Source organism: Arcobacter arenosus, from assembly GCF_005771535.1.
GTDB lineage: Bacteria > Campylobacterota > Campylobacteria > Campylobacterales > Arcobacteraceae > Halarcobacter > Halarcobacter arenosus.
In genome coordinates, this window is sequence record NZ_VANU01000003.1 from 128,539 (window position 1) to 142,236 (window position 13,698).

The window sequence follows — 13,698 nt, forward strand, 5'->3', positions numbered from 1 at the left end:
TTCATAAAATATCAATTTAGTTACAATATCAAAAAAACAAAAGGTTCTTTATGGAAATTGAGATATCAACACCTGCCCTACTTTTCCCTGCTATTTCATTACTATTATTAGCATATACAAATAGATTTTTAACAACAGGACAATTAATTAGATCACTAAGTAAGCAATTAAAAGATAATAAAAGCTCAAACCTTAGTGGACAAATCAAAAATCTGAAAAAAAGAGTTGAACTTACTAAATGGATGCAGTTTTTCGGAGCTTTATCAATGCTTTTATGTACCTTATCTATGGCATGTTTGTTTTTAGAATATTATGATTTAGGTAAAAAAATATTCGGATTAAGTCTTATTGCTATGACTGGATCATTATGTATTTCTATATGGGAAGTTTATATCTCATCAAATGCTTTAAATTTAGAATTAAAAGATTTAAATGACAAATACAAAAGCTAAATAACTTATAATTTTAAAAAAGGAGTTTTCATGCAAAAAGAGGCAAAAATTTTATGGACTACGGACAACAAAGAAACTGCCGAACATATGGTTTTACTTTATGCACATAATGCGAAACTAAAAGGGTGGATGGAAGAAGTTTCTGTTTTAGTTTGGGGTGCATCCCAACAATTAATTGCAAAAGATAAAGAGATACAAGAAAAAGTAAAAGCTATGATAGAAGATGGTGTAAATGTTGTTGCATGTTTAAAATGTGCTGAAAATATGGAGATAGAAGATGGTTTAAACGCTTGTAATATTGATGTATTTTATACAGGGGAGTTATTAAGCCAGTGGATAAAATCTGGAGATACTATAATCACTGTTTAAGAGATTCTCTTAAACAGTACATATAAATATAATCTTGTATCTTCCCAAGGCATTGTGTATTCAAAAACCTCATTATCAATTAATTTAAAACCATCACCTAATAGTGAAGAAAATTTTTCAACATTGTAATGTTCTAGTGGTAAATTTGCACAATACTTAACATCTTGCTTTGCAAACTCTGAAAATAAAACATATCCACCTTTAGAAAGTGAGTTTTTTAAATTTTCAAAATAGATATTTTTTTCTTCTTCACTTAAAAGAAAATGTAAAACTGCCCTATCAAACCAAACATCACATTTTTTTTGAAAAGTTTTTGAAACATCATATTCAAAAAACTCTACATTTTTTTCTTCTATTCTATTTTTTAAAGTTTCTAATGCTTGTGGACTAATATCATTTAAAATTGTTTTACCAACTCTTTTTCATACCAACCTTGATTGGTATATTCTACATTTTTAAAAATGTTATCCCAATGATTTTGTGTTTCCATTATTTAATCTTTCCAATTATCACTTTCGAAATAATATCAGCTGATTTTATTATAACTTTAACATTACTAAATAAAACCTGTCCTCTGTAGTTTTCTATGTGTATCTTAGCTCCGGGAATTTGACCACTTGTTACACATATTCCTCTTTCATTATCACTAATCCTTGCTTTTAGTTCTAAGCCTATATTTTTTAAAGCCCATCTTGCATATTTTCTATCCTCATAATCCCAAACCATCTGATCTATTTTTCGCTCTTGAATAGAGATATGTTCACAAATCTCATCGATGTTTTTTGGAGTTTGTTTTGATTTTAAAATTCTATGTAACACTAAATCTGAATATCTTCTAATAGGACTTGTAAAATGGGAATATGATTTAAAACCTAAACCAAAATGGCCTAAATTTCTAGATGAATATTTTGCTTGGGTTTGAGCATGAATAATTAAATCATCAATCTCTTCCCTTAAGCTAGAGTGTTTTGCTTTTTCTTGAATATGAGTGATAGTATCATGTACATCATTTTGTAATTTTGCATTTATCCCTAAAGCATTAACATCATCAATCAATTTTGAAATTGCTTTAAAAGGTGGTTCTTCATGTATTCTAAAAATCCCAACAGTATTTACTTTTTTACTAGCTTCAATATTTGCTAATAACATACACTCTTCAACTAATTGATGAGAAGCAGAAGAGGTTTCAACTTCAATACTTTGTATCTCACTTTTATTATCAAGTTTAAGTCTATATTCGCTAGACCTAAAATCGTAACCCTTTTCTAATCTTTTTTTTCTAAAAGATTTTGTTACTTCATATAAAGGAATTAAATAATCAAAAATATCTTTTTCTAACTTTGTAAAAGTATCAAGTTTATCATCTAAAACTCTATCTATCCTTCCATAAGAAAACTTTCGATGGGAGTTTATAATAGCTTCAAAAACTTCACTTTTTTTGATACTCATTTTCTCTACATCCAAATATATTTTAAAAACATAAGAGTATCTATCAACACCCTCTTTTAATGAGCACATATCTTCACTTAATTCACCTGGAAGCATAGGTAAAACTTTTCCAGGCAGATATGCTGAAACACTCTTTTTAAAAGCTTCTTTATCAATTTCACTTCCCTCTTTTACAAAATAAGATACATCTGCAATTGCCACATATAAAATATTTTCAATAAAATCAAAATAGATTGCATCGTCATGATCTTTTGCACTAGCGGGGTCAATAGTACAAAAAGGAAGTTCTCTTAAATCAACTCTTTGATTTGTATCATCCATTTTTGCATCAACATCAAGTTTTTTGTATCTATAATCTTCCTTAAAAAGAATTGTTGAGATTTTTTCATCGATTTTAGCATCACTAATATTCCCAAGATTTTGTGAAACTTCAAGGGATTTGGAATCAACCAATAAAACATCACCTTCATTAGCATTAATTATTGTTTTGGTTTGAAGCATAATATTTTCTTTGATTGTAAAGTAATTATCATTTTTTACATAAACTAAAATATCACTTTTGTTCCCATCAAATATTTTTACTATTTTTGCTTTGATTTTACTTCTTGGATTAAAAACTCTTTTTGCTAAAACAAAATCTCCATCATAAGCTCCATTTAACTGTTCAAAATCTAAATTTAGATTTTTATGTTCATTATCTAAATCTTCTAAAACCGCTTTATTTTTTTGAACTTTTATTGTACCTACACGATATTTTGAATTAAGTTCCAGTTTATTTTCTTTTTCATTTACAACGTCATCTTTTATAAATTCATTTAATATTATTCTTTCTTCTTCTGTGAAGTCTTGGCTATTATTAACTAATTTAATAAATAAGTTCTTTATCAATTTTTTACCTTATTTTTTCTACATTTATTGTATAATTATTATTACGAGGATATTAAAATGCAATATAGAATCATACTCTCATTCATCTTAACATTTTTATTCATAAATAACCTATTTGCTCAAAAACCAACTTTGATATTTTATTGTGGAATTACAATGGTAAAACCAATTACAGAGATGGCAAAAATTATAGAAAAAAAACATAACTGTATAATCAAAATATCCCAAGGTGGTTCAAAAGATTTATATGATTCCATTAAATATTCAAAAAAAGGTGATTTGTATCTGCCTGGAAGTCAATCATATAGAACAAATAATTTAAAAGATGGATTATTAGGTGATTTTGTTGAAATAGGTTTTAACAAAGCTGCAATTTTTGTCAAAAAAGGAAATCCTTTAAAAGTTAGTTCTTTGAATGATTTTTCAAGTGAAGAGTATGCATCAGTTTTATGTGACCCTGAATCAGGAAGTGTTGGTAAAATGACAAAAAATATTTTTATAAACTTTAAAGATATCCATTTTTATGAGGAAGTTTTAGATAATACCGTTGAGATAGGAACTGATTCAAGGAATTTAAACAAAGCATTAATAGATAATAGAGCAGATATTTCAATAAACTGGAGAGCAACCTCTTTTTGGAAAGAGAACAAAAAATATATTGATATTATTGAAATTGATGATAAATATGCACCAAAAAAGAGACTTATAATTTCCCTTTTAAAGTTTTCAAAAAACAAAAAAATTGCAAAAGATTTTATGAATTTTGCTATTTCTAAAGAGGGTCAAAAGATAATGAAAAAATATGGGTTTTTAAAATAAAACTATGACTAAAAAAAATAAAGACAATACCTTACAACAACTAATTTTATTATTAGCAATATTTATTTTAGGTATTTTTTCATTAATTTCAATTCATATATTTTTCTTAAATTTAGTGGATAGTCTTGATAAAAAAACTAATAATCTAAAAGCAAAAATAGCCATTGGGGAATATATTGTAAATGATATAAATATGATTCGTTCTGACTTTTATGAACTTGCTACTACAGCAACAAATAAAAGGGGAAGGGAGATAATAAACAATAGAATTATTGAAAAAGTAAAACTAATGGAAAATGCCTTAGATGTACTTAGAAATGGTGGAACAATAGAAAGAATCATTAGATTAAATGTAGTTGAACATAATAGTATTACAAAAAAAATTGTTTATAAAAAAGACAAAAATGATATCTCCTTAGAAGTTATAGATTTATCTCCAAAAATTTACCAATTTAAACAAATGCTACAAAGACTAAATATTATGTTGCAAACACAATATTTTTATAAAAAAAACAAAGATGTAAATAATTTTATGGAATTAAATACTCAAATAAAAAGGTTTTATAAAAGAACTCCAGCTTTTTTTATAAGAATATCTGAAAATGCAAGTAGGCTTTTATATGAAGGGTCACTAGAACTTGAAGAACTTGAAAATCACATTAAAAAACAAAAAGAGTATTATACTAATATTGAACTTACTGTGATTTTCTTAATAGTTTTATTATCTTTAATAATAGGTTCAATAATTGCATTTAGAATAAATAAAAACACTAAACTTTTAAAAAGACAAGAGAGTTTTACTAGAGGAACATTAGATTCTCAAGAGAATATTGTAATTGTAAGTGATGGAGAGAAGATGATAGGTGCGAATAGTGCCTTAATCAACTTTTTTGATAATTATAAAAATTTTAATGAATTTGAAAAAGAACACAAATGTATATGTGATTTTTTCGAATATGGTATGGGAGAAAACCTAATTACAGGAAAGTATGTCAATGAAATGTTATGGTATGAATATATTATCTTAAATCCAGAGATAAACCATAGAGTTATTATGAAAAAAAATGGGAAAAGCCATTATTTTCTAATCACTGCAACAAAAAAAGATTTAGACAACAACGACTCAATTATAATTGTTACACTAAACGATATTACAAAAGAGATAGAGATTCAAGAAAGACTAAAACATCTAAATGAAAACCTTGAGGATTTGGTTGATGAAAAAACAAAAGAGTTACAAGTTCTAAATGAAAACCTCGAAAAAAGAGTTCAACAAGAACTTGAAGAGAATAGGAAAAAAGATAGAACATTAATCCAACAATCAAGATTTGCAGCATTAGGAGAAATGCTAGGGAATATCGCCCACCAATGGAGACAACCTTTATCTGCAATTAGTTCTACTGTTAGTTCTATGAAAATTCAATTAGAGCTTAACTTAGCATCAAAAGAAGAGATAATTAAATCCTATGATTCAATTACAAAATATGTTGATTTTTTAGATCAGACTATTAATGATTTTAGAGGATTTTTTAGAAAAGATAAAGAAAAAGTAGAATTTAATATTCTAAAAAAAATAGAAAACTCAATAAGTATAACAAGTGCTACATACAAAAATAACTCAATTCAAGTTAAGATAAAAAAAGATAGTGACTCTTACATCGCCTTTGGTTTACCAAATGAATTAACACAAGTATTTTTAAATATTTTAAATAATGCAAAAGATATCTTAATAGAAAGAAAAGTAAACAATAGAATAGTTTTTATTGAGATAAGTCAGTCAACACAAGATTTTACTATCGAAATCTTTGATAATGCAGGGGGAGTTGATGAAGAGATTATCCCAAAAATCTTTGACCCATATTTTACAACAAAACATAAATCACAAGGTACAGGTATTGGACTTTATATGAGTAAATATATTATTGAAAAAAATATGAATGGTGAACTTGGCATCGAAAATAAACACTTCAAAATTGATGATGAAGAGTACTATGGAGCATGTTTTAAAATTAAATTACCTAAAATTTAGCTTTACTTAGATATAATCATCCACAAAATTTTCTAGAGGAATATTAAATGGCATTAAACGTTTACTACGATAAAGATTGTAATATCGAGTTAATCAAATCTAAAAAAGTTGCAATGATTGGATTTGGTTCTCAGGGACACGCACACGCAGAAAACTTAAGAGACTCTGGTGTTGAAGTAATAGTGGGATTAAGAAAAGGTGGTTCATCTTGGGCTAAAGCTGAAGCAAAAGGTTTTGTTGTTAAAACTGTTGCTGAAGCAACTGCAGAAGCTGATGTAATCGCAATTTTATTACCAGATGAAAATCAAGCTGATATCTGGAATAACGACATTAAAGATAACTTAAAAGATGGTGCTTATGTATCATTTGGACATGGTTTCAACATTCACTATGGAAGAATTGCACCAGCAGCTAATATCAACGTAATGATGGTTGCACCAAAAGCTCCAGGTCACACTGTAAGATCTGAGTTTACAAAAGGTGGAGGAATTCCTGACTTAATCGCAATTCACCAAGATGCAACTGGAGATACTAAAGATGTTGCTTTAGCATATGCTTCTGCAATTGGTGGTGGTAGAACTGGTATTATCGAAACTACTTTCAAAGACGAAACAGAAACTGACCTTTTCGGTGAGCAAGCTGTATTATGTGGTGGAGCTACTGCATTAGTTCAAGCTGGTTTTGAAACTTTAACTGAAGCTGGATATGATCCAATGATGGCATACTTTGAGTGTTTACACGAATTAAAATTAATCGTTGATTTAATGTATGAAGGTGGTATTGCTGATATGAGATATTCTATTTCTAATACTGCTGAATATGGTGATTATATTGCTGGTAAAAAAGTTATCAATGCTGAATCAAAAGCAGCTATGAAAGAATTATTAAAAGATATTCAAGAAGGTAGATTCGCTAAAGACTTCATCTTAGAAGGTCAAGCTGGATACCCAAGAATGAATGCTGAAAGAAAAATTTCAAGAGCTTCTTTACTTGAGCAAACTGGAGCACAGTTAAGATCAATGATGCCTTGGATTGCATCTAACAAAATCGTAGATCAAGACAAAAACTAATTTTTTAAAGTAAGGGATTTTTTCCCTTACTTTTATTACACTGCATTTATGACGAAAAGAAAAAATAGAAAAAGAAAATCTTCTAAAAAACATATAAAAACCCCTAGTAATACTAAACTTATAAATATACTTTTAGTTTTAATTATCCTTCTAATATTACTAATTGGATTTATACTTTTTAACCTTGATACAAAAAGATTAAAAGAGGTTAACTCTACAGCAAAACAAGTTAGCAATAAAGTTGAAAAAACTGTAAAAAAAGAGATTGATAATTTAACTAAAAAAACTAATACTGAATTAGATAAATATATAGATGAAATAAAAATAAAAAAAGATAAATTTGAAGAATATACTGATCATTTTTATGAAGAATATATTGATAAAGAAACTGTTCAAAAATTAAAAGAACAGGTTGATAAAGTTGAACAAGATATTAAAAAACCTGATATAAAACAAGAACCTAAAAAAGAGATACAAAAACAAGTTACTGTAAAAGATAAACCCAAAGCAGTATTAACACAGAAACCAAAATTAGCAATTGTAATAGATGATGTAACAACATCTTATCAATTAAAGTTAATTAATAAAATAGGATATACAGTTACTCCATCATTTATGCCTCCAACAAAAAGACATCCTGACTCTGCAAAAATTGCCCAAAATTTAGAGTTTTATATGATACATTTCCCACTTCAAGCAACATCATTTAATAATGAAGAAGCCCATACACTTCATATTGGTGATAGCTATGAAAAAATAGAAAAAAGAGTTGCCCAAATTAGACAATGGTATCCAAATGCAAAATATACAAATAATCATACAGGAAGTAAATTTACTGAAAATAAAGAATCTATGGATAGACTTTTTAAAGCTTTAGTAAAATATGATTTTATATTTATGGATAGTAGAACTACAGGTAAGACTGTTGGAAAACAAATGGCAGAAAAATATAATATGCCATATATTGTTAGAAATGTTTTCTTAGATAATGAACAGGACTTTAACTATATTCAAAACCAATTAAAAAAAGCAATAAGAATTGCAAAGAAAAATGGTTTTGCAATAGCAATTTGCCATCCACATTCAATTACATTAAAAACATTAAGAGAATCAAAACATCTATTAAATGATTTAGAAATGGTATATCTAAATCAATTACCTTTTTTAAATAAATAATACAAATTTTTATTTTAATTTATTTTAAGTATAATCTAAAAAATTATATTAAAAAAGATTATTATGACTAAAGAACTTTCAAATACTATAACTGAACTATCTAATATGAAAAAAACTCCAAAAACTTTATATTATAGGGGAGATTTAGAACTTCTAAAAAAAAGAAAAGTCTCCATTGTAGGTACTAGAAAACCTTCAAAATATACAAATTTAATCACCCATAAAATTGCAATTGAATTAAAAAATAGAGATGTTGCTGTAATTAGTGGTGGAGCAATTGGTGTTGATGCAATTGCCCATAAAGCAGCTTCAAGTGAAAATACCATTGCAGTGGTAGCAAATGGATTAGATATTAAATATCCAGCAATAAATAAAAAACTTCTTGATGAGATTGAAAAAAACGGTTTAGTATTAAGTGCTTATAAGGATGGAGAAAAAGCACGTAACTATACCTTTGTCCAAAGAAATGAGATTGTAGTTGCCTTAGGTGAAGTTTTAATTGTTACTCAAGCAGATGAAAAAAGTGGCAGTTTAACATCAGTAAAATATGCCCTTGAAATGGGAAAAAAGGTTTACACTATACCCCATAGATTAAATGAAAGTTTAGGTACTTTAAAGCTTGTGGAAAAAGGTTTAATTGAAGTGATTTATGATTTAGATAAATTTTTAGATAGATTTGGAAAAGTAAAAAAAGTAGAAGATGAATTCACTCTCTTTTTAAACTCTTTTCCAAGTTATGAAGAAGCAATAAGTAAATATTCTAATAAAATATTTGAGTATGAACTTGAAGGGAAAATCAAAATTGAAAATGGGAAAGTTTTTCTAATCTAACTTCTTATATCCATTTTGTTTTAATAAAGATATAGTAGCTAAAATAGACAATATAATTCCCATAAACATAAATATATTAATTTTCTCAGCCTCAAAAATATACATAAATAAGGCAACAACTGCAGGATTTAAATATACATACGCCATCACTTTATTTGGGCCAAGAGTTATTGTTGCTTTTTGATATAAAAACACAGTAAATAAAGTTGCCCCTATAGATAAATATAACATATAAAAAAGATAATTATCTTCAATCTTTTCCCACTGTAAAGATACATCTAAAACAAATAAAGCAATACTCATCCAAATAATTCCACCAAATAAAGTCATCAAAGTCAAAACTAAACTGTTGTCATTTTCTTCATAAAAATACTTTACACTAATAGAATATAAAGCCATAGATAAAACTCCAAATAAAAATATAATATCCCCATAATTAAAAGTAAGTTTAATCATAGCTTCTATACTTCCATCAAAAATAACTATTAGCGTACCAATCATACCCACAAAATATGTCATTAACTTATATATATTTAATTTGTCTTTAAATACAAATCCTGCAAAAAAAGCAGTTATTAGTGGAACTAACGTAAATAAAGTAGCTGTATTTAATGCACTTGTATATTCTAAAGCTTTAAATAAAAGAATAAAATATAAACTATAGAAAAGACTGATTTTAAGACCTTTTAAAAAACTATTTTTTATTTTTTCTCTTAATTTCTTTTTCATTAAAATAAAAGGTAATAAAGCAAAAAAAGCTAATACAAATCTAAATAAAGTAAGAGAGATAGGATGTATAACACCAGATAATTTCCCTGAGATTATAAATGACAAAGCTATTAAAACTGTTGCAATTAATACTAAAATATGTGCTTTTATATTTTCATTCAAATGAAATTCCTTTTTTTGATTAATTTTATAAAAAAAAATATATTTTGTCATTTACATATGTTGATAAATTAGATAATCTTTCAAAATGAAAAATGATGAGATACTTAACAGTTTAAAACATACTATGAATTCTTACTATCCTTTAAGTGAAGAAACTTGGAAGGAATTAAACAAAATACTTACTATTAGAAAAATTAAAAAAGATGAATATGCATTTCATTTCAATGAAAAAATAAATGCTATATCATATGTTTATAAAGGATTATTTAGAGTTTTTGCTGTAAATCAAAAAGGGGAAGAGTTTAACAAAAACTTCTTTTGGGAAACAAGAGTTTATGGTGATATGATTGCACTATTACAGGATAAGGAGACTCAAACCTCAATACAAGCATTGGAAGACTCAATTGTTGTTGAAATTACCCATGATAAATATAGACAATTACTTTATAAATATGATGATTTAAAAATGTATCACATTTATTATTTAGAGAAACATTGGATATTTCAAAAGGATAATATCAGTTATTCTTTAGTTTTAGAAGATGCCTATGATAGATATAAGAGGTTTTTAAAAGAGTATGGTCATATAGAAAAAAGATTATCTCAATACCATATCGCTTCATATCTTGGAATTAGCCCTACTCATTTAAGTAGGATAAAAAAGTATTCTTAAATAAAGTTGCCCTATTTATTATAACTCACAGGGCAATCTTTTTAGTGTCTTAATTGATAAGTAATATCTCCTGCACCAACTCCTAAAATAATACCTTCAGAATATTCATGTATTATTTTACCATCTTTAATAAGTTCAATTTTCCCCTTTGAGGTTTTTAAACTATCTGCAAAAATTGGATTATAATATTCAAACTCTTTTTCAAAATCTATCTCAATTTTTTGTTCACCTGCAACTGTCCAAATTGGTAAAATTACAAGTTCATCACATCTTCTAAAACATTTTTTAAAACCTTCAAGGTTGTCATTTGTTCTTGAATATTTGTGGGGTTGCCAAATCACTATTCTTTTATTCATATTTGTTAAATTATCATAAAGTTCAACAGATTTCATAGTTGCATCTATCTCTGTTGGATGGTGGGCATAATCATCAATTATGGCCATTTTTTCATTTTTTTGAACCACATCAAATCTTTTTTTAATACCCTTATAATTTGCTAGATTTTCTCTTATTTCATCAATTTCCAGTTCATTTAAAGCTGCAAGAATTGCTAAAGAAGCATCAACAGCAATATGGTATCCAAATCCCCAAACTTCAAAATAGCCTAAATCTTTTAATTCAAATTTTGTAAAAGGTTCACCATCTTTTAAAAGATAAGATAAATTTTTAATATCAACACTTGGATAAAGATAAGTTGCATCTTTTATTTTAAGTTTTTTGATATCTTTATCTTCACCATTTAAAACTTTTTTTTGTGCAAGGTCTATAAATGTTTCATAAGCTCCATAAAACTTATCTAAGTCATAATGGTAATATTCCATATGCTCAGGTTCAGCATTTGTAACAATAGAACAATATGGATTTGAAAGTAAAAAAGAAGCATCTGATTCATCTGCTTCAAAAGCTACTAAATCATTTACATATCTAAAGTTTGAACCAAAGTCTTTAGAGATAGCTCCAATTAAAGCTGAACTTTCCAAGATTGAAGCTAAAATTGCTGTTGTAGTAGATTTACCATGAGCTCCTGCTACACAATAATTTTTCTTATCACCTAAAATAATTGGCAAAGCTTCTTTTCTTGATAATGTTCTTATTTGTTGAAGTCTAGCTTCAATCAATTCTGGGTTTTCATCTGTAACTGCAGCTGAATAGATTACCAAATCTAAGTCATCTGTGATATTTTTTGAATCTTGAGGACAAGATACTTTAATCCCCTCTTTCTCAAGCTCTTTTGTAATTGGTGAACTTTTCATATCAGAACCACATACTTCATGCCCATCATATTTTAAAAATCTTGCTAAGGCAGAAAGTCCAATTCCACCAATTCCTATAAAATGTACTTTCATTAACCTTCCAATAAATGTTTTAAATTGTCATACTCTTTTTGTAAAATATCTTTATTTTGTTCTAAATGAGTATCTAAATCGTATTTAAAATTTGAGATAAAATATCCATATTTTTCATCATCATTTGATGCTTCTAAATCCACTTCTTCTTCATAAAAACTATCTAAGTCTTTGTTTTTTGAAAGAGCAATAATATGTGTTTGTAAACACTTAGTTAAAAAGGAATCATCAATTATATTTGATAAAACAAATAAAAGTTGTTTTGCTCCATCAATATTTTCATAACTATATTTTTCAATTCCATGTTCATAAAAAGCTCTAATATAACAAAGGTCATCACCCTCTAAACTTAGTTTTTTGTTTTCATTTACTATTTTTTCTACATTTTCAAAGGAGATTTCTAAAATATTTTGATAAATCTCATTTATCTTATCTTCCCCTAAATCAAGAATTAAATATGAATCTAAAACCTCATAAAGTGCAGAAATATTTTTTGTAGCAATGGCATCAGTTCTTGTCTCTTCTAAATATTTCAAAAAATCTGGATTTGTTCTTGCTTGAAAAAGTTCCTCTTTATCCATCAATAAAATCCTTTAATCTTTGTAAAACTTCTCTTGTTTTTGTTTCATTTTCTACTAATGCTATTCTTACATAACCTTTTCCAATACCATTTCTTCCTAAGAAACTTCCTGGCAATACTTTTATATGTTTCTCTTTAAAAAGCTCTTTTGTAAATTCTAGCTCATCTTCAACCTCTAGCCAGATATAAAAAGTAGCTTTTGGAGGAGTAATCCCTAAAATCTCTTGAGCTATTTGAAAATTCTTTCTATAAATTTTTCTAAACTCTTCAACATGATTATCATCATTCCAAGCAACAGCAGCTGCTTTTTGAAGAGGAACAGGTGCAGCACATCCAATATATGTTCTATATTTCATATACCCTTCTAAAATCTCTTTGTCACCTGCAATAAACCCAGATCTTAAACCTGGTGCTGAACTTCTTTTAGAAATTGAATTCATTACAATCACATTTTTAAATTCACTATTTCCAGCTTCAATTGAAGCTTCTAAAAGAGAAGCTGGTTTTGTTGCTTCATCAAAATAAATTTCAGAATAACACTCATCATTTACTAAAATAAAATCAAACTCTAGTGCTTTTTTTACCCATAAAGCTAATTCCTCTTTTGTCATCTCTGCAGATGTAGGATTATTAGGATAATTTAAAATCACTAAATCACATTTTTTTAGTTCATCATCACTAAGACTTGCTTTAAAATCATTCTCTTTTGTTAAATCAATATGTATAACCTCAGCCCTACTAGCAATTGCAGCACCTTCATATATTTGATAAAAAGGATTAGTAAAAGCTATAATTGGATTTTTTTTGTCAAAAAGAACATATTGAGGGAAATTAAATAATACCTCCCTTGTACCAAATGTTGGTATTATTTGGTTAAGTTCTAAACTTACATTAAATCTATTTTTAACAAAATTTACCATAGCTTCTTTTAAATAGTTTTCCCCTGCACTTGCAGGATATTTTTGTAATAAAGATGTATTCTCTTTTAATTCAGATTGGATAAAATCCGGTGTTTGGAATTTTGGCTCACCAATTGTTAAAGCTGATAATTCATACTTTTCATTTGGTGTAATTCCCTCTAATAATTCATTTAATTTCTCAAATGGATATTTTTCAAAATTCATT

At 27.1% G+C, this 13,698-nt stretch carries 14 protein-coding genes; 8 read left to right on the top strand and 6 right to left on the bottom strand.

The genetic code is table 11. The features are described 5' to 3' along the window. Positions 1-50: 50 nt before the first annotated feature. Together FDK22_RS07835 and FDK22_RS07840 are read left to right on the top strand one after the other, a co-directional pair. Positions 51-452, top strand: coding sequence for a DUF2721 domain-containing protein (locus tag FDK22_RS07835; protein ID WP_138152369.1), 402 nt, complete (start codon positions 51-53; stop codon positions 450-452). 30 nt (positions 453-482) lie between these two features. Continuing rightward, the gene (locus tag FDK22_RS07840) at positions 483-821 is read left to right on the top strand and encodes a DsrE family protein (protein WP_138152370.1); all 339 of its coding nucleotides are present in this window, start codon (positions 483-485) and stop codon (positions 819-821) included. On the opposite strand, the gene FDK22_RS15965 is transcribed toward FDK22_RS07840, so the two are convergent. Together FDK22_RS15965 and FDK22_RS07850 are read right to left on the bottom strand one after the other, a co-directional pair. Beyond that, complete coding sequence (locus FDK22_RS15965; protein WP_138152610.1) at positions 818-1,225, bottom strand: class I SAM-dependent methyltransferase; 408 nt, start codon at positions 1,223-1,225, stop codon at positions 818-820. The two genes, FDK22_RS07840 and FDK22_RS15965, sit on opposite strands and share 4 nt — an antisense overlap. Before the next feature lie 85 nt (positions 1,226-1,310). Next, the gene (locus FDK22_RS07850; protein ID WP_138152371.1) at positions 1,311-3,158 is read right to left on the bottom strand and encodes an RNB domain-containing ribonuclease; all 1,848 of its coding nucleotides are present in this window, start codon (positions 3,156-3,158) and stop codon (positions 1,311-1,313) included. A 57-nt stretch (positions 3,159-3,215) separates the two neighbouring features. Here FDK22_RS07850 and FDK22_RS07855 point away from each other — a divergent pair, with 57 nt between their 5' ends. The 5 genes from FDK22_RS07855 (at position 3,216) to FDK22_RS07875 (ending at position 9,083) form a co-directional block, all read left to right on the top strand. Beyond that, positions 3,216-3,977, top strand: coding sequence for a substrate-binding domain-containing protein (locus FDK22_RS07855; RefSeq protein ID WP_138152372.1), 762 nt, complete (start codon positions 3,216-3,218; stop codon positions 3,975-3,977). Positions 3,978-3,981: 4 nt separating this feature from the next. Continuing rightward, complete coding sequence (locus tag FDK22_RS07860) at positions 3,982-6,006, top strand: sensor histidine kinase (RefSeq protein WP_138152373.1); 2,025 nt, start codon at positions 3,982-3,984, stop codon at positions 6,004-6,006. A gap of 47 nt (positions 6,007-6,053) precedes the next feature. Next, positions 6,054-7,076, top strand: a complete 1,023-nt coding sequence (gene ilvC, locus FDK22_RS07865; protein WP_138152374.1) for a ketol-acid reductoisomerase — start codon at positions 6,054-6,056, stop codon at positions 7,074-7,076. 48 nt (positions 7,077-7,124) lie between these two features. Then, positions 7,125-8,252 (top strand): divergent polysaccharide deacetylase family protein, encoded by a 1,128-nt coding sequence (locus tag FDK22_RS07870; protein ID WP_138152375.1) that lies wholly within the window; start codon positions 7,125-7,127, stop codon positions 8,250-8,252. Positions 8,253-8,315: 63 nt separating this feature from the next. Beyond that, entirely contained in the window at positions 8,316-9,083 is a 768-nt protein-coding gene (locus FDK22_RS07875; RefSeq protein ID WP_138152376.1) for a DNA-processing protein DprA, read from the top strand. Here FDK22_RS07875 and FDK22_RS07880 read toward each other — a convergent pair. Next, positions 9,075-9,974: a DMT family transporter gene (locus FDK22_RS07880; RefSeq protein ID WP_138152377.1), complete on the bottom strand. Its 900-nt coding sequence runs from the start codon at positions 9,972-9,974 to the stop codon at positions 9,075-9,077. The genes FDK22_RS07875 and FDK22_RS07880 overlap by 9 nt on opposite strands. Positions 9,975-10,059: 85 nt before the next feature. Here FDK22_RS07880 and FDK22_RS07885 point away from each other — a divergent pair, with 85 nt between their 5' ends. Then, positions 10,060-10,647 (top strand): Crp/Fnr family transcriptional regulator, encoded by a 588-nt coding sequence (locus tag FDK22_RS07885; RefSeq protein ID WP_138152378.1) that lies wholly within the window; start codon positions 10,060-10,062, stop codon positions 10,645-10,647. 41 nt (positions 10,648-10,688) lie between these two features. Here FDK22_RS07885 and murC read toward each other — a convergent pair whose 3' ends face one another. The 3 genes from murC to FDK22_RS07900 are packed head-to-tail and all read right to left on the bottom strand — an operon-like array spanning position 10,689 to position 13,697. After that, a complete protein-coding gene (murC, locus tag FDK22_RS07890) occupies positions 10,689-11,993 on the bottom strand; it encodes a UDP-N-acetylmuramate--L-alanine ligase (protein WP_138152379.1) in 1,305 nt (434 codons plus the stop codon). Then, complete coding sequence (locus tag FDK22_RS07895; protein ID WP_138152611.1) at positions 11,993-12,574, bottom strand: hypothetical protein; 582 nt, start codon at positions 12,572-12,574, stop codon at positions 11,993-11,995. The genes murC and FDK22_RS07895 overlap by 1 nt, the downstream gene beginning before the upstream one ends. Further along, positions 12,567-13,697, bottom strand: coding sequence for a succinyldiaminopimelate transaminase (locus FDK22_RS07900; RefSeq protein ID WP_138152380.1), 1,131 nt, complete (start codon positions 13,695-13,697; stop codon positions 12,567-12,569). Before FDK22_RS07900 ends, FDK22_RS07895 begins: the two co-directional genes overlap by 8 nt. Position 13,698: the final 1 nt, after the last annotated feature.

Bases quoted from the DNA above. Each gene is read 5' to 3' on its own strand.
- FDK22_RS07875 (WP_138152376.1), top strand. From the start codon at position 8,316: ATGACTAAAGAACTTTCAAATACTATAACTGAACTATCTAATATGAAA.
- FDK22_RS07860 (WP_138152373.1), top strand. From the start codon at position 3,982: ATGACTAAAAAAAATAAAGACAATACCTTACAACAACTAATTTTATTA.
- FDK22_RS07855 (WP_138152372.1), top strand. From the start codon at position 3,216: ATGCAATATAGAATCATACTCTCATTCATCTTAACATTTTTATTCATA.
- FDK22_RS07835 (WP_138152369.1), top strand. From the start codon at position 51: ATGGAAATTGAGATATCAACACCTGCCCTACTTTTCCCTGCTATTTCA.
- FDK22_RS07885 (WP_138152378.1), top strand. From the start codon at position 10,060: ATGAAAAATGATGAGATACTTAACAGTTTAAAACATACTATGAATTCT.
- ilvC (WP_138152374.1), top strand. From the start codon at position 6,054: ATGGCATTAAACGTTTACTACGATAAAGATTGTAATATCGAGTTAATC.
- FDK22_RS07840 (WP_138152370.1), top strand. From the start codon at position 483: ATGCAAAAAGAGGCAAAAATTTTATGGACTACGGACAACAAAGAAACT.
- murC (WP_138152379.1), bottom strand. From the start codon at position 11,993: ATGAAAGTACATTTTATAGGAATTGGTGGAATTGGACTTTCTGCCTTA.
- FDK22_RS07870 (WP_138152375.1), top strand. From the start codon at position 7,125: ATGACGAAAAGAAAAAATAGAAAAAGAAAATCTTCTAAAAAACATATA.
- FDK22_RS07900 (WP_138152380.1), bottom strand. From the start codon at position 13,697: ATGAATTTTGAAAAATATCCATTTGAGAAATTAAATGAATTATTAGAG.
- FDK22_RS07895 (WP_138152611.1), bottom strand. From the start codon at position 12,574: ATGGATAAAGAGGAACTTTTTCAAGCAAGAACAAATCCAGATTTTTTG.